Genomic DNA, 14,542 nt, shown 5'->3' with positions numbered 1-14,542 from the left:
TCTCACCATGGCCGCGTTACTTCGCCTTCTTTTAAGTCGCTTCGGGATCATGCTTACCGAGTTATTACGACACTTCGGCGGCTTATTTGTCCGTGCATATTTGTGGCTAAAAGTCGCAAAGTTTGGTGTTTTCACCATTAAGCTCGGCATTTTTTTGGGGCTCTTAAGCGCCATGATCAACGGTATTAAGTTACTGGGTAATTCAATCATGGTCGCCATGCCGTCAATGTTGGCCGATGGTATCACCCGCGTCATGCCAGATAACTTTTATGCCTGTGTCACGACCATTCTGTTGGCCAAGTTCATTGTTTATACCTTCCACATTAAAGATCGGGTCTTACACATGGGGAGCGATGTGTAATGGCCGTTTACGTCGTCACCGGCAAACTCGGCGCCGGTAAAACCCTGGTCGCCGTGGGTAAGATCAAGGACAAGCTGAACCGGGGCTGCAAGGTCGCCACCAACCTGGATCTGAACCTGGATAAGCTGATTGGCGAAAAAGCCAAGCAGACCCGCTGCTACCGCATTCCTGATAAACCCGTCCTGGCCGATCTGGAGTCCATCGGCACCGGTACCGAGGAGTACGACGAAAGCAAAAATGGCCTATTAGTCCTGGATGAATGCGGCACCTGGTTTAATGCCCGCTCCTGGAACGATAAGAGCCGACAGGACGTCATCAACTGGTTTCTCCATGCCCGCAAATTGGGCTGGGATATCATTTTCCTGATCCAAGACTTGTCGATCATGGACAAGCAAGCCCGCGTCGCCCTCGCTGAACACGTCGTTTACTGCCGTCGCCTGGATCGTGTCTCCTTGCCTTTTGTCGGCGCGATTTACTCGCTGTTTGTCGGTTCCAAAATCCCCATGCCCAAAGTGCATCTAGGCATCGTCAAATACGGGGATTCACCCACCTCCATGGTGGTGGAACGCTGGACGTACACCGGCCGCGCCCTCTACCCCGCTTACGACACCAAGCAAGCCTTCTCTGACCACTACCCCCACGGCACCTACTCCGTGCTGCCGCCCTGGCTCACCCACGGCAGGCTTCGTGTGCCTCATGACGCGAGGTTCTACATGAAAATGACCCGTATCTACTGGAAACGCTTTAACCGCCCGTTACTCTCCCTGGCCTCCTTTGTGCTGGGCTGCTTTATCACCCTGTCGGTACTCGTCGCCGACCGTGTGAACGCTCGATCACAAGACGACACCCCACCCGCGGCACCGCAAGAACTGCCCGACTTTAGCACCACCCGCATCGCCAGCTTTAGCCAGTTTGGCGACCGCACCACTTACCGCCTCATTGATAGCGACCGCCAGTCCCTCACTACCGACGATCTCGCCCGCCAAGGCTTCGGCATCGTCCCTGTGAGCGCCTGCCTAGTTCGCGTAGAAAATGGAGTTACCCATGCTGAAATTCGCTGTTAAAACCGCCGCGTCGTTCGCCCTGGCTACCGTCATCGCCACCAGCGCCCACGCCACCCCGATCCAGATGCAAGACACCGATATCCGCGACTTCGTACGCTGGTACGTCGACCAAAGCGGCTCCCCGTTGGCCATTCACCCCACGGCCACCGGCACGCTCACGGTTTACGCCCCCGATGTACCTGATCACCAGTTGGATGAATTCTTCCAGGGCGTGTTGCGTTCCCACGGCTACACCATTCTCCCAGGCAATCCGCCGACCGTTGCACCGGCCAGCCAAACAGCCCCAAAAACGCCAGGTGTTTTGCCCCAACAAACAGAACCCCACGACCCCGCCGCCGCGATCGCCAACGCACCAACGCTCACCCCGCCGCCAGAGCCCCAGGCCACGCACCTGTTCGCGTTTAACAACGTGCGCGCTGACGATATCGCCCCGCTGGTCACCACTTTCCTGACCCAGAACGCCCAGGACGGCTCTACCCTGCCCCGTGTGCAGGTACTCCATGCCTCCAATGCCATCTTAGCCAAGGGCCCAGAAAAACAGCTCACACAGCTCCAGGAGCTACTCCCGCAAGTGGACGTCGCCCACCCCCAACTCCTTATCCAAGCGGTTATCTTTGAAACCACTAACGCGGATACCTTCGATCTTGGCGTCTCGCTCGGCAGGTCAACCGGTAGCGGTGTCGCCGGTGGCTTCAACACCGCCAACCTCGGCACCTCTCTAGCCTCCTCCGGCGGCACCTTCGGGATCTTCGACGGCGATGTACTCGCGTTTGCCATCAACGCTTTACAGCGCGACTCAACGTCTAACGTGTTATCCACACCGCAAATCCTCACGCTCTCCGGTAAGCGTGGCACGATCTCCATCGGTCAGAATGTCCCGTTCGTCACGGGTCGCGTCACCGGCGAATCAGCCGACGTTAACAGCCCCTTTCAAACCATCGAACGCCGTGACGTGGGTATCCGCTTAAACGTGCTGCCCGTGGTCACTGCGTCGGGCCTAATCATCATGGATATCACCACCTCCGCCGACTCGCTCACGGATTCCCTGATCGCCTCTGACATCATCACCAACCAGCGCCAAATCAACACCACCGTGCAAATCCGCTCCGGCCAAACCCTGCTGTTAGGCGGCCTATCGTCCCAGGATGACCGTACCCAGGTCTCCGGCGTTCCAGGCCTCTCTAGCGTCCCCGTTGCCGGTCGCTTATTCCAAAACGAATCCACCTCTACCCAGCGCACCAACCTCCATGTCTTGCTCCAGGCGACGGTATTACCCCGCTATGACGCCAACCGCGTGAATACCCAAAAACCTGCTGCCGCCAGCCCGTTACTACCTGCGCAGCACGGGGTGACGGGCTGGCGGCAGCAGGTCGAGACCATCCCTGTAACACGTCTCGCAGAATAACGGTGAAACCGCCGAAAACCTGCCATTACCTGACAGTAAGGAACATTTGAAAAATGAAACGTTGGGAACGCTATTCACAAGACTCATTGATCAAGGGTGAACAGGATGCACGGGGCTCTTTGTTCATTTCCCAGAAGGGCCAAAAAGAGCTAGGTGATATCAAACTGCTGAATGCTGGCGTAGATACCGTTCGTCAGCTCTATCAAGGCAAACCCTGCTTATACCAGTTTGATCAAATTATAAGGGTCTACAACGAAGGCCACGGTGCCACCATGGAACTGTTCGACGTCACATGGTCGGTAGGGGCCGGCGCAGCCGGTTCAGGCTTCCGCTACCGTCTCCAAAATAACGAGCTAGGCGTCATCGTGTTCTTCCAGGCACGACACACCAAGGTGGAGAACATTGGTACTCATCTAAAAATCGAGCTCTCCCCCCACTTCATCCAAGAGCGCAGCCCCCAAGAGTGCCAAGACTTCATGTACAACATCGCCGCGCACATGCTTGCCTATGTGGAACCGGTCGGCTGTGCCATCCACCTTGCCTTAGACGTCCAGGGCTGGGAGCCCCCGAAAGACTTCATGCAGCGCTTTGTGACCCGCTCCAAAAAGATCATGCGCATCGACGGCATTGAAGAACTGGAGTTTGCCCACAACACCATTGCCACCACCTATGGCCGCGGTGAAACCTATATGTTTGGTACTGCTGGGGCGCTCCAATGCTCGATCTACAACAAGACACTGGAAGCCAAACACCGCGACAAAATGCACTTCTGGGAAGGCATCTGGAAACACGCCGTAAATGATGACCTCAGCTCCGCCTACGATCCTGAAAAAACCGTCTGGCGTATCGAGCTGCGTTTCCACCAATCGGTGCTTCGTGAGTTCGCGATGGGCATCCCCTGCAACGTCGATACCGGCGAAGTGCTGGACGCCTCCCACGGTTTCAACCGCTTTGTTGACGTAGTACCGCACCTCTCCGGCCTCTGGCGTACCGCCATGCAGTCATACCGCCTCAACCACAGCCGCGACCTTATCGACCCTGCTTGGCAACTTATGCAGGAAGACGCCCGCTTCTACTGCCATGAGCCTGCTTTCATGTACAAACGCGCTCGAAAAACACCTGGCTTAGGCAATGAAAAGAACGTCACCCTGGCGTTTGGCAACCTCATCAGCATCTACGCCCGCCAAGGTTTCCGCACCCATCAAGCGGTGCGGTTTCTCCAACGCTCTGGAATGTGGGACGACCTAGCAGAATACTACCGCCGTCGAGGCGTAGACTCCGCGCAATTCAGGCAGATCGTAGAGCAAAAACTGATAGAACGACGATTGGTAGGGAAAGCCGCGTGAGTATCAAAAAGGTCAAAGGTGGTTGGAAGGTCGATATATGGCCGGATGGCCGCTATGGCAAACGCGTCAGGAAAACGCTTCCCACCCAGGCAGAAGCAAAGCGGTTTGAAGCCCAACTGCTCACCAAAGCAGCCCAGGGGGAGGATTACACGCCGAAGAAAAAAGACCGCAGGCGATTACTGGAGCTAGTGCAGCTCTGGTACGACATGCACGGTGCCACACTCAAGGATGGCCAATCACGTCTCGCCAAGCTGCATCAGCTAGCGGGTCTTATGGAGAACCCTTATGCCTACACGATCCGTCCTGCAAGCGCTGCAAAATTCCGCCAATTTCGGCTTGAACAAGGACTCTCACCCAATACCGTTAACCACGATATCGCCTATCTCAGAGCGGTTTTTAACGTTCTCATACAGCTAGGAGAATGGAAGGGTGATAACCCTTTTGCCGCTATCAAAGCGATACGGCTACCAGAACGTGAACTTAGCTACCTCACCCATGAACAGATCAAAAGACTATTTGAAGAACTAAAGCAGTCACGTAACAAACACGTCACCCTAATAGCGACCCTTTGTTTGTCCACTGGAGCCCGCTGGAGCGAAGCCCAATATCTACGCGCTGAATTAGTCAGGGATGGCCGTGTCACCTACGTCGACACCAAGAATGGTCGTAGCCGTTCGGTACCGCTTGCCGATGACCTCTATCAACGTCTCAAGGCGCACGGCCCACAGATCGGACGCCTTTTCCCTCGTGATGCCTACCAAGCCTTTACCAATGCCATTAATAAAGCAGGTATTACACTGCCTAAAGGGCAACGAACACACGTACTAAGGCACACGTTTGCCAGCCACTTTATAATGAATGGCGGTAACTTATTAACACTGCAAAAGATACTCGGCCATCAATCCATACAAATGACCATGCGTTATGCACATGTCGCGCCTGACCACCTGACGGAAGCCGTCACATACGGGCCAAAATTTGAAGGTGTAGACACTTTGTAGACACTGGCGAAAAAAGGTACAGCGAGGAAGGGCATTAAGGCGGGTAAGTCTTTGATTTAATGGTGGGCCCAGTAGGACTTGAACCTACGACCAAGGGATTATGAGTCCCCTGCTCTAACCAACTGAGCTATAGGCCCGAAAAGCGTGCATATCATAGCGAATGTGGCGGTGTGAGGCTAGCCCCATTGCGCTATCTTGATGTCATTAGGGCACTTTATGTGGTTTGGATAGTCTGGTGAGTAGTTCTTTATGCGGAGACGCGCTGTGAAAGCATTGATTGCTCTAGTTCCTTTATTGTTGGTGCTGCCCGTGCACGCGGACTGGCAGCTTGACCCTGCCCATTCCCAGGTGCAGGCGTCGATTACCCAGCTCAACGGCGAGGCACCGCAAACCCACCACCATCAGGTGCGCGATCTGCAGGGGGATATCTCCAGCGATGGCACCCTGCGCCTGCCGTTAAAACTTAGCCAAACCGACGTGCTTGAACGCTTTGGCGAGCTACCACCTTGGATAGGTTTGCTGGCGAACACCACCTTGGTGACCCTAGAGGCACAAATGCCGCCAGAGCGGTTGGACGGTTTGGATATTGGCGAATCCCTGGTTGAGACGCTGACCTTTAGCGTTCAATCAGACATGGTTAACCAGCAGGAATCCGTGCCACTGCGGTTCACCCGTGAAGGCTTGAACGAGATACGTGTGACACACGCCGAGCCCATGGCGATGGATGGCCGAGCGCTGATGGCCAACACCACGGTGCGCACCGTACTATCGTTGCTGGGCTATAAGGAGATTGACGAGCATGTGCCCGTCACCCTCAATGCGCTGTTAGTTAATCGGTAGTCATTAACTGTTAAAGATTAACGACTGAGTACTTCCACATCCCCCGCCTGGGCCTCACCGGTTTGCACCCGCCACTGGGCGGCGTAGTGGCCGTTAGCTGCCAATAGACTTGAGTGGCTGCCGCGCTCAGCCACTTGGCCTTTCTCGATCACCACGATCTCATCGGCGTGCACAATGGTAGAGAGCCGGTGGGCAATCATAATCACCGTGCGGCCATGGGCGATGCGTTTTAGCGAACGCTGAATGGCCGCTTCGGTCTCGTTGTCCACCGCGCTGGTGGCTTCATCCAGCACCAGAATCGGCGGGTCTTTAAGCAGTGCCCTGGCCAGTGAAAGCCGCTGGCGTTGGCCACCGGAAAGGCGCACGCCCCGCTCGCCTACCGGTGTGTCCAAGCCTTGGGGCAGCGTTTCGATAAAGCTCCACGCTTCGGCGGTTTTGGCAGCATCGATAATCGCGGCTTCATCGGCGTCCGGCTTGCCGTAAGCAATATTGTCGCGAATGCTGCCTTCGAACAGGTAAACATCCTGGCTGACTAGGCCAATCGATTGGCGAAGTGAGTTCATACTCACTTCGGTGATGGGCTGCCCATCAATGAGCACGCGGCCGTTTTCGGGGTCGTAAAAGCGCAGCAGCAGTTTGATCAGGGTCGATTTGCCCGACCCGGTCGCCCCAACGAGCGCCAGCGTGTTGCCAGCGGGGGCGTGTAAATCAATGTTCTCCACGCCAACACCACTGGTGGCGTAATGAAAGCTCACATTATCAACCGTTACTTCGCCACGCACTGGCTGGGTAAGCGGCGTGGTGCTGTCGTCTTTAACGGTAATCGGCACTTCGAGCAGATCGAGAATCCGCCGGGTGCTGGCCATGGCGCGCTCGAACAGATCAATCACTTGAGCCAGGCCGGTCAGCGGCCAGAGCAGGCGCTGGGTCAAAAACACCAGCACGCCGTATGCCCCCACGTTTAGCGAGCCGTTGAGTGCCATCATGCCGCCCACGGTAAAGGTGGCCAGAAAGCCTGCCAATATTGCCATGCGGATCACCGGAATAAACGCGGAGCTCACCTTGATCGCCCTTCTGTTGGCGTCTACGTAGGCTTCGCTGGCATCGCGCAGGCGCTCGGCTTCGCGGTCTTCGCTGGTAAAGCTTTTAATCGTCGCGATGCCGCTAAGGTTATTGGATAAACGGCTGGCCAAGTCACCAACCTTTTCACGCACGTCGCTGTAGAGCGGCCCGGCTTTACGCTGGAAGAAGAACGCGCCCCAGATAATTAGCGGGATAGGCGTAAACGCCAACAGCGCAATCAATGGCGAAAGCACAAAGAAGACTGCGCCCACCGTCACCACGGTGACGACCACCTGAATAATCGAATTCGCCCCGCCGTCCAGAAAACGCTCAAGCTGGTTGACGTCATCGTTCATGGTGGCCACCAACTGGCCAGAGTTTTTCGACTCAAAGAACGCCATATCCAGCCGCTGGGCGTGCTCGTAGGTATCCTGACGCATATCCGCTTGCAGCCGCTGGGCCAAGTTGCGCCATAAGATTTGGAACAGGTACTCAAACAGCGACTCCCCCGCCCAGATAACAAACGTCAGCACCGCCAGCATGGTGATCTGCTGTTGGGGCGTCTCAAACCCCAGGCTGGCCACAAAGCTCTGCTCTTGATTCACCACCACATCAATCGCCACGCCAATCAGAATTTCCGGGGCAATATCAAACAGCTTATTGATAATCGAACAGGTAGTGGCGGCAATAATGCGCCGTCGATAGCCTTTGGCGTAGCGAAGTAGCCGCACCAGGGCTTGAAAGCTCTGATTCTGAGAACGGGGTGGAGAAGGAGCCACGAGCATTCCTTACTGAAGTTGTTGTAGGCCAATTAGGCTTTGTACGAAAACTGCCTGCGCTCGGCCATGCTGCGTTAAAAAACGGCTCAAAATGCTCATTTACACCCCGCAAACTCCGCTTTTTCGCCGTTTTTTGCCTTGCCTGACCTTCGCTCGCCGACTTTTCGTACAAAGCCTAGGTAGGCGCTAGCGTAATGAAATCAATGCTCCGGCTCAACGCATTACTGCTTGAGGCGTTAAGCAGGCGCCGGGGAGCGGCGCACATTGGCCAGCAATGGGCTGCCGGTATCGGGGTCTAGCAGCAGCGTGCACTCTACTTGATAGAGCGTACGCACTAGATCGGGCGTCACCACCTGAGCGGGCGGCCCTTCCGCCACAATCTGCCCTTCGCGCATGGCGATAAGATGGTCGGCATAGCGGCAGGCGCTGGCGAGATCGTGGAGCACCATCACAACGGTGCGGCCATGGCAGGCCAGGTCACGTACCAGCTCGAACACTTCAATCTGGTGGCCAAGGTCCAGCGCCGACGTGGGCTCATCCAGCAACAGCAGCGGGGTTTGTTGGGCGATGGTCATGGCAATCCAGGCACGCTGCCGCTGACCGCCGGAGAGTGCATCAATCGGTCTGTCAGCGAGTTGTTCAAGCCCTGCCGCCGCCAGCGCGTGCTGCACCACGCGCTGGTCTTCTGCTGACCACTGGCGCAGCCAGCCCTGGTGAGGCTGGCGACCAAAGCGAATCAGTTCGGTCACGGTAAGCCCTTCCGGCGCGACGGCCTCCTGGGGCAGTAGCGCCAGCTGCGTAGCGAGTTGGCGGGTGGGCAGGCGCTGAATATCGGCCCCGTCCAGTAATACAGCACCACTATCGGGCTTATGTAGCCGCGCAAGCCCAGCCAATAATGTCGATTTCCCGCAGCCGTTAGGGCCCACAATGGCGGTGACTTGGCCGCTGGGCAGGCTGATATCCAAGCCATTAATCACCTGCCGGGTGCCATAACTCATACCGAGCGACTGGGTGGCAAGAGAAGGCATCGTGGGTGTTGTCGATTGGCTCATGTGAAGCTCCGTTGCGGACGCATTAATATCCAAAGTAACCAGGGCCCGCCAACCACGGCGGTAACGATCCCCACCGGAATCTCGATCGGCGCCAGCAGCGTACGCCCGGCCAGGTCGGCAAGTACCATCACCAACGCCCCCGCCAGCGTAGCCGCCAACACCGGTACGCTGCGGGAACTCGACAGTGACCGAGCAATCTCGGGGCCAATCAACCCCACCATGCCCACTGGGCCAGCCACAGCAACCGCCAAACCCGTTAAGGCGACAGATAACAGCAACACTTCCAACCGGCGCCGCTTAACGTTCACGCCTAACCCGCTGGCGGTGGCATCCTTGAAACGCAGCAACGTTAGCGAACGGGCTAGCGCCAATGCCGTGGCCAGCCCTAAGACCAGGCCGAGCATCAGTAATTGAAGCGCCCCGCTGGGGCGGGCATTGAGCGACCCCACTGTCCATGGGTAGGCGGCATTGGCAGTATCAATTGCCACTCGCGCCAGCATCAGTTGAGTCACCGCGCCAAACACCGCGCCCACGCCAATGCCCGCGACGATAAAGCGATACCCCTGGGTGCCGTTGCCCGCGGCGAGCCCGAATGTGAGTACCGCTGCGGTAGTTGCCCCGGCTAACGCCATGGCAGGGGGCGCGATGGAAACGCCAAGGCCTACGATGGATGCCACTGCAAATGCTGTCGCGCCGTTATCAATGCCGATAATCCCGGGCGTCGCCAGGCGATTGCGGGCCAGGGTTTGCATTAGGATACCCGCTAATGCGAAGGCCGCCCCGGTACTTACGGCTGCGGCCAAACGTGGCAAGCGTAGCTCCTGCACTACAAAGCTCGCCATCATATCTGCATTGCCAAACAGCGCCTGCAGCACCGCCATAGGGGCGACCTTAACGCTGCCCAGGCTTAGGTAAATAACGCTGGTGACCAGTAGCGCGCCAAACAGGCCCAGGTTAACGGCCACTGCACGCTGCTCAAACAGCAGGCTGTTCGCACCGTTCCCGCTTCGCCAGGCGAATCGCCAATAACCTTGCGGTGGCGGTACGTTGTTATTGCCGTCCGCGCGGAACTGGTCTTCCGAAGAGCAAGGCATAGACGAGCTTTTTATCTGCGTGGTTTTCATTAGCGAATTCATAGCATTGGTAGGCGGCGCGCACGTACAACCGCTATCAGTACAGGGGCGCCGCACAGCGCCGTAAGTACGCCCAAAGGTAGCTCCGAAGGCGCAACCACCACGCGGGAGATGATATCGGCGGCGAGTACCATCAGTGGCCCAATGGGCAGGCAAAACAGCAGCGTACGGCGAATATCCGGCCCGGCAAACGCACGAGCGACAAACGGTACCACCAACCCCACAAAGGCAATCGGCCCCGCGATGGCGGTGGCAGCGCCGACCAATAGCGCCACGCAGGCGACCACCAACCAGCGAATTAGGTTGGGGTGGTGGCCTAAACCAGAAGCCACCCGTTCGCCTAGCGCCAGCGCAGCTAAAGGCCGGGCGATCAGCGCAACTATCACGGACGCCGCCAGCAGACTGGGCAGCACGGCAAACAGGTCGTCCAAGCGGCGGCCTGCCAAGCTGCCAATCACCCAGAAACGAATTTCATCAGCGGCACGCTGGTCGTATAGCAGTATCAATGAGGTCAACGACGCCAGCAGACCCGAAAATGCCGCTCCGGCAAGCACAAGCCGAATAGGGTCATTACCCACACCGCGAAAGCGTGCCACGCTTAATACGCAGACACAGCCCACCAAGGCGCCGAGCTGCGCGACTGAAATACGCAAGGTAGCAGCGCTGGCACCCAGCACTAAGGCCAATGCCACGGCAAACGCCGCCCCCGCGCTAACCCCTAAAAGGCCTGGCTCGGCCAGCGGATTGCGCGCTACCGCTTGCAGCAGCGCCCCCGCAACGCCGAGCGCCATGCCTACCGCAATGCCGATTAAGGTCCGTGGGGCGCGCAGTTCCCAAACAATAAAGCGCGCTTCGCTGTCCTGGGCGCCGCTTACCAGCGCCAACGCCCTACCTGGGCCAACGCTGCCCGCGCCGATTAATAGACTAACGCCACTCACCGCCACAAGGGCGGTGAGTAGCAGCAGCATTAACGTACGGGGAGTGGCGCGCCTAATGTCAGGCGTTGCAAAACGTGGAACCGTCACGGCAACAGCGCAGCCTCTATATCGTCAAGAATCGCCTGGGCGGCCAACGGGCCGTTGGCACTGCTCCACAGTTGGCCGTTCACAGGCACCACCTGCTCTCGCTGAACCACGTTAAGGCGAGTGAACGCAGGGCTCTGTTTAGCAGCATCCAAGGCTTGTTGACCATCTTCATTGAGGGTTGCCAGGAATAGCCAGTCGCCATCTACTTGGGCAAGGTTTTCCAGGCTAAGCACATCGCTGTGTACGCCGCGCTCACCAATCAGGTCCGCACCTTGTACATCCAGGCCAACCCGCTCTAACAGCCCTGTGGCAATCAGTTTTTCCGACATTACCATCGGGCCACCGGGCATCCAGCGCACTAAAAAGGCGGTTCCGCCTACGTCTGCAGCGGCTAATGCGTCGGCTAATTCCGTGGTGCGCTGATCAACCGCTGCAATGGCTTCTTCGATCGCTTCTTTACGGTTTAATGCTTCACCGTAAAGTCGCGCCTCAGCTTCCCAGTTATCCGCGGCTAACGGCTGAGTATGCGGCACAACGGTTGGCGCAATACGTGAAAGCAGTTGGTACTGCTCATCGGAAAGCCGGGCGGGCGCCAAAATAAGGTCCGGCTGCTGCGCCAGCACGGCTTCAATATTGATTTCCCTGACGACGCCCATAATGGCGGGACGATCATCGCCCAAATGGTCCTCCACATACTCGGCGACGTTATCGCCACCGCGTGTGGTGACGGCGCCTAATGGGGTAATACCGGCCGCTAGGGCGGCATCCAGCGCGCCTTCGTAAAGCGTTACTACGCGTTCAGGCGTTCCCTCCACCTCTACGTCGCCAAAGGCGGTATCCAGCGTGCGCGCTTGCGCGGTGCCTGCCACTAAAGCGCTGAGCAGAACGCTGACCACGCCTAAACGCGCACCTTTAGTGAGGATAGCTGTCATTGAGGTCGTTTTATCCAGCGCCGTTTTAACTAACATAAGCTTCTCTCGGTACGATATATTGCAAAGGATAATAACGATTCTCAAAAGCACTTGCACTACTATTCCTGGGAATAGCGTGTTCCATTTTATGCAACCCTTGCACCACACCTTACATCACGCTCCTGTTTCAGTTTACGCAACGTAACGTTCCATGATTACACCCTCGCGTTTGGGAACTTTTCTTTTTAGACTCTCGCCCCTATTTGACAATTAGTATCATTAGCTAATAATTATCGTCACCAAGGGGAATGACATGCCACGCTTTACTCGCACTGTTCTCGCTAGCGCCGTCACACTCGCTGTTTCTGCAGGCACCGCCTCCGCCCAAGAGGATCAACAGCTGGACAACATCGTTGTCTCGGCCAGCGGTTTTGAACAGGCAATGGTCGACGCCCCAGCCAGCATCTCAGTGATCTCCCGCGAGGAGCTTTCGCGTAAACGGGTTACCAGCATTGCCGATGCCTTGCGCGATGTTGAAGGGGTCGATGTGGGTGGGTCGGTAGGCAAAACCGGTGGTCGCAACATTAGTATCCGTGGCATGCCCAGCGACTATACGCTGATCCTGATTGATGGCCGCCGTCAAAACGCGGCGGGCAGCGTGACCCCCAATGGCTTTGGCGAAACCTCCACCAGTTTCTTTCCGCCCATTTCCAGCATTGAGCGCATTGAGGTGATTCGTGGGCCGATGTCGACACTGTATGGCTCTGACGCCATGGGCGGTGTCATCAATATTATTACCCGTCGGGTTGGCCGCGAGTGGACAGGCTCTATTGGGGTTGAGAATACCTTTAACGAGGATCGCGACTTCGGTGATCGTCGCGAGATCAACCTCTACACCAGCGGCCCTCTGGTAGAGGATACCCTGGGTCTTCAACTGCGCGGGCGGATTTATGAGCGTGACGCTTCCGAGCTTACCTATACCGATAACAACGGTGACCCTATTGAAGTCGACCAGCGCGGCCCTAGCCCAGTGGAAGGCGATACGTACAGTCTGGGTGGCAAGCTAACCTGGACACCCACTGACAGCCATGACCTATGGTTGGATGGTGAAGTGAGCCGCCAACGCTACGACAACGACGAGTGCCAGCTAGGCACCCTGGATGGTCGCACCCGTAGCTGTGCGCCCGACCCTGGCAGCGCCAATGGCTATTCGGATGAACTCCGTTTTGAGCGCGAGCAAATCGCCATTGGCCACACCGGCCGTTTTGCCTCGGGCACCTTGGAATCCAGCCTGATGCGCAACACCACCGAAACCAAAGGACGCACGATTCCTGGTGATACGGGCGTCGCGTATGAAGGTTTTCCTGGCATTGTCGGTGGTGCTCCACGGGAGCTGGAAACCACCAATACTGTGCTCGACAGCAAATTTATCATGCCGCTAGACAATCACATGGCTACCGTGGGTATGCAATGGTGGGATGCGGAGCTTGACGATGGCTTGGCCGGTGAAACTTTTGAGCAGACCACCTGGTCACTGTTTGCGGAAGATGAGTGGCTGCTACGGGACGATTTAGCGCTAACCCTAGGCGGCCGTTACGATCACCACGACGCCTTTGGCAGCCAGTTCAGCCCGCGCGGCTACTTGGTGTGGAACACGACGCCCAACTGGACATTGAAAGGTGGGGTGAGTCGCGGCTACAAAACGCCATCGCTTAATGATCTGCATGACGGCATTAACGGTGTAACGGGCCAGGGCACGATACTCACGATTGGTAACCCGGATCTTGAACCGGAAACCAGCACCAGCAGCGAGATCGGTGCGCATTACGATAACCAACAGGGTTTCACTGCCAGCGCCACGCTGTTCCACAACCAGTTTGACGATAAGATTGCCAGCGGCAGCGATATTCTAGTGGAAAACGACCCGCTAATTCCTGACGGCACTTACAGCCAACAGGTCAACGTCGACGAGGCGATTACCCAGGGGGTGGAGCTCTCTACCAGCTACCAATTCGCCCCTGATTGGCGCATCAATGCCAACTATACCTATACCGATAGCGAACAGAAGAGTGGCGACAACAAGGGCGAGCCGCTGACGGACACCCCCGAACACGCCATTAACGCCACCCTGCGCTGGCAGACAACGGCCAAGCTGGATACCTGGCTCTCAGCAGAGTACCGCAGTGAGCGCTACCGTAACCGCGAAAGCGTGCGCGGAGCCCCCTCGTTTGATGACCTGGGCGACTTTAAAGCCTATTCGCTGTTTCACTTGGGCGGTAATTACGCGGTTACCAATCAGCTTAATCTGAGCGCGACCATCTATAACCTGTTCGATAAAGACTTTGTCGACTACCGCGCTTATGGCGATGGCACCAGCTTTGGCAACGTTTACGCCAATAGCGAAGAGGGCCGCCGTCTGTGGTTATCCGCCCGCTACGAGTTCTAATCGGGTTCAGCTCGCTACTGTTTCGATGTTCTGTTTTGAACTTCTCTTTCTGCCCCGGCCATGCGCTGGGGCTTTTTTGTTTCCGCGTCCTGCACCCTCCCCCTTTCCTAAGCCGCT

General features: G+C 57.0%; 12 protein-coding genes and 1 tRNA gene. 7 read left to right on the top strand and 6 right to left on the bottom strand.

Features of this window, described 5'->3' with window-relative positions:
• The first annotated feature begins 7 nt into the window (after positions 1–7).
• From ACT3UM_RS20725 to ACT3UM_RS20705, 5 genes are read left to right on the top strand one after another with little or no spacing between them, the layout of a single operon-like run.
• Complete coding sequence (locus ACT3UM_RS20725) at positions 8–361, top strand: DUF5455 family protein (RefSeq protein ID WP_498901965.1); 354 nt, start codon at positions 8–10, stop codon at positions 359–361.
• Positions 361–1,425 (top strand): zonular occludens toxin domain-containing protein, encoded by a 1,065-nt coding sequence (locus ACT3UM_RS20720; RefSeq protein WP_498901964.1) that lies wholly within the window; start codon positions 361–363, stop codon positions 1,423–1,425. Before ACT3UM_RS20725 ends, ACT3UM_RS20720 begins: the two co-directional genes overlap by 1 nt.
• Complete coding sequence (locus ACT3UM_RS20715; protein ID WP_498901963.1) at positions 1,406–2,830, top strand: secretin GspD/PilQ domain-containing protein; 1,425 nt, start codon at positions 1,406–1,408, stop codon at positions 2,828–2,830. The genes ACT3UM_RS20720 and ACT3UM_RS20715 overlap by 20 nt, the downstream gene beginning before the upstream one ends.
• A 53-nt stretch (positions 2,831–2,883) precedes the next feature.
• Positions 2,884–4,176 carry a phage replication initiation factor gene (locus ACT3UM_RS20710; protein ID WP_498901962.1) on the top strand — a complete coding sequence of 431 codons (1,293 nt, stop codon included), beginning with the start codon at positions 2,884–2,886 and terminating at the stop codon, positions 4,174–4,176.
• Positions 4,173–5,177, top strand: coding sequence for a phage integrase (locus ACT3UM_RS20705; protein WP_498901961.1), 1,005 nt, complete (start codon positions 4,173–4,175; stop codon positions 5,175–5,177). Before ACT3UM_RS20710 ends, ACT3UM_RS20705 begins: the two co-directional genes overlap by 4 nt.
• A gap of 60 nt (positions 5,178–5,237) precedes the next feature.
• On the opposite strand, the gene ACT3UM_RS20700 is transcribed toward ACT3UM_RS20705, so the two are convergent.
• Positions 5,238–5,314, bottom strand: a tRNA-Ile gene (locus ACT3UM_RS20700).
• 112 nt (positions 5,315–5,426) lie between these two features.
• Between ACT3UM_RS20700 and ACT3UM_RS20695 the strand changes: the two genes are divergently transcribed.
• Positions 5,427–6,017, top strand: a complete 591-nt coding sequence (locus ACT3UM_RS20695; RefSeq protein ID WP_498901960.1) for a hypothetical protein — start codon at positions 5,427–5,429, stop codon at positions 6,015–6,017.
• A 17-nt stretch (positions 6,018–6,034) separates the two neighbouring features.
• Here the strand turns inward: ACT3UM_RS20695 and ACT3UM_RS20690 are convergent, their stop codons facing one another.
• From ACT3UM_RS20690 to ACT3UM_RS20670, 5 genes are all read right to left on the bottom strand, one after another.
• Positions 6,035–7,864 carry an ABC transporter ATP-binding protein gene (locus ACT3UM_RS20690; RefSeq protein WP_498901959.1) on the bottom strand — a complete coding sequence of 610 codons (1,830 nt, stop codon included), beginning with the start codon at positions 7,862–7,864 and terminating at the stop codon, positions 6,035–6,037.
• A gap of 230 nt (positions 7,865–8,094) precedes the next feature.
• Positions 8,095–8,910 carry an ABC transporter ATP-binding protein gene (locus ACT3UM_RS20685; RefSeq protein WP_498901958.1) on the bottom strand — a complete coding sequence of 272 codons (816 nt, stop codon included), beginning with the start codon at positions 8,908–8,910 and terminating at the stop codon, positions 8,095–8,097.
• Positions 8,907–10,004 carry a FecCD family ABC transporter permease gene (locus ACT3UM_RS20680; protein ID WP_498901957.1) on the bottom strand — a complete coding sequence of 366 codons (1,098 nt, stop codon included), beginning with the start codon at positions 10,002–10,004 and terminating at the stop codon, positions 8,907–8,909. The genes ACT3UM_RS20685 and ACT3UM_RS20680 overlap by 4 nt, the downstream gene beginning before the upstream one ends.
• A gap of 38 nt (positions 10,005–10,042) precedes the next feature.
• The gene (locus ACT3UM_RS20675) at positions 10,043–11,011 is read right to left on the bottom strand and encodes a FecCD family ABC transporter permease (RefSeq protein WP_498902028.1); all 969 of its coding nucleotides are present in this window, start codon (positions 11,009–11,011) and stop codon (positions 10,043–10,045) included.
• 53 nt (positions 11,012–11,064) lie between these two features.
• The gene (locus tag ACT3UM_RS20670) at positions 11,065–12,036 is read right to left on the bottom strand and encodes an ABC transporter substrate-binding protein (protein ID WP_498901956.1); all 972 of its coding nucleotides are present in this window, start codon (positions 12,034–12,036) and stop codon (positions 11,065–11,067) included.
• A gap of 256 nt (positions 12,037–12,292) precedes the next feature.
• Here ACT3UM_RS20670 and ACT3UM_RS20665 point away from each other — a divergent pair, with 256 nt between their 5' ends.
• Positions 12,293–14,425 carry a TonB-dependent receptor domain-containing protein gene (locus ACT3UM_RS20665; protein ID WP_498901955.1) on the top strand — a complete coding sequence of 711 codons (2,133 nt, stop codon included), beginning with the start codon at positions 12,293–12,295 and terminating at the stop codon, positions 14,423–14,425.
• Positions 14,426–14,542 lie beyond the last annotated feature (117 nt).

The sequence above is a fragment of the Halomonas sp. AOP13-D3-9 genome, assembly GCF_052379125.1.
In the GTDB taxonomy this organism is placed as follows: domain Bacteria; phylum Pseudomonadota; class Gammaproteobacteria; order Pseudomonadales; family Halomonadaceae; genus Vreelandella.
Note: the sequence above shows the minus strand (reverse complement) of the source record. Positions and strands in the feature narration are given on the sequence as shown.

Bases quoted from the DNA above. Each gene is read 5' to 3' on its own strand.
- ACT3UM_RS20710 (WP_498901962.1), top strand. From the start codon at position 2,884: ATGAAACGTTGGGAACGCTATTCACAAGACTCATTGATCAAGGGTGAA.
- ACT3UM_RS20670 (WP_498901956.1), bottom strand. From the start codon at position 12,036: ATGTTAGTTAAAACGGCGCTGGATAAAACGACCTCAATGACAGCTATC.
- ACT3UM_RS20685 (WP_498901958.1), bottom strand. From the start codon at position 8,910: ATGAGCCAATCGACAACACCCACGATGCCTTCTCTTGCCACCCAGTCG.
- ACT3UM_RS20715 (WP_498901963.1), top strand. From the start codon at position 1,406: ATGCTGAAATTCGCTGTTAAAACCGCCGCGTCGTTCGCCCTGGCTACC.
- ACT3UM_RS20680 (WP_498901957.1), bottom strand. From the start codon at position 10,004: ATGCCTTGCTCTTCGGAAGACCAGTTCCGCGCGGACGGCAATAACAAC.
- ACT3UM_RS20695 (WP_498901960.1), top strand. From the start codon at position 5,427: ATGCGGAGACGCGCTGTGAAAGCATTGATTGCTCTAGTTCCTTTATTG.
- ACT3UM_RS20690 (WP_498901959.1), bottom strand. From the start codon at position 7,864: ATGCTCGTGGCTCCTTCTCCACCCCGTTCTCAGAATCAGAGCTTTCAA.
- ACT3UM_RS20675 (WP_498902028.1), bottom strand. From the start codon at position 11,011: ATGCTGCTGCTACTCACCGCCCTTGTGGCGGTGAGTGGCGTTAGTCTA.
- ACT3UM_RS20725 (WP_498901965.1), top strand. From the start codon at position 8: ATGGCCGCGTTACTTCGCCTTCTTTTAAGTCGCTTCGGGATCATGCTT.
- ACT3UM_RS20665 (WP_498901955.1), top strand. From the start codon at position 12,293: ATGCCACGCTTTACTCGCACTGTTCTCGCTAGCGCCGTCACACTCGCT.
- ACT3UM_RS20720 (WP_498901964.1), top strand. From the start codon at position 361: ATGGCCGTTTACGTCGTCACCGGCAAACTCGGCGCCGGTAAAACCCTG.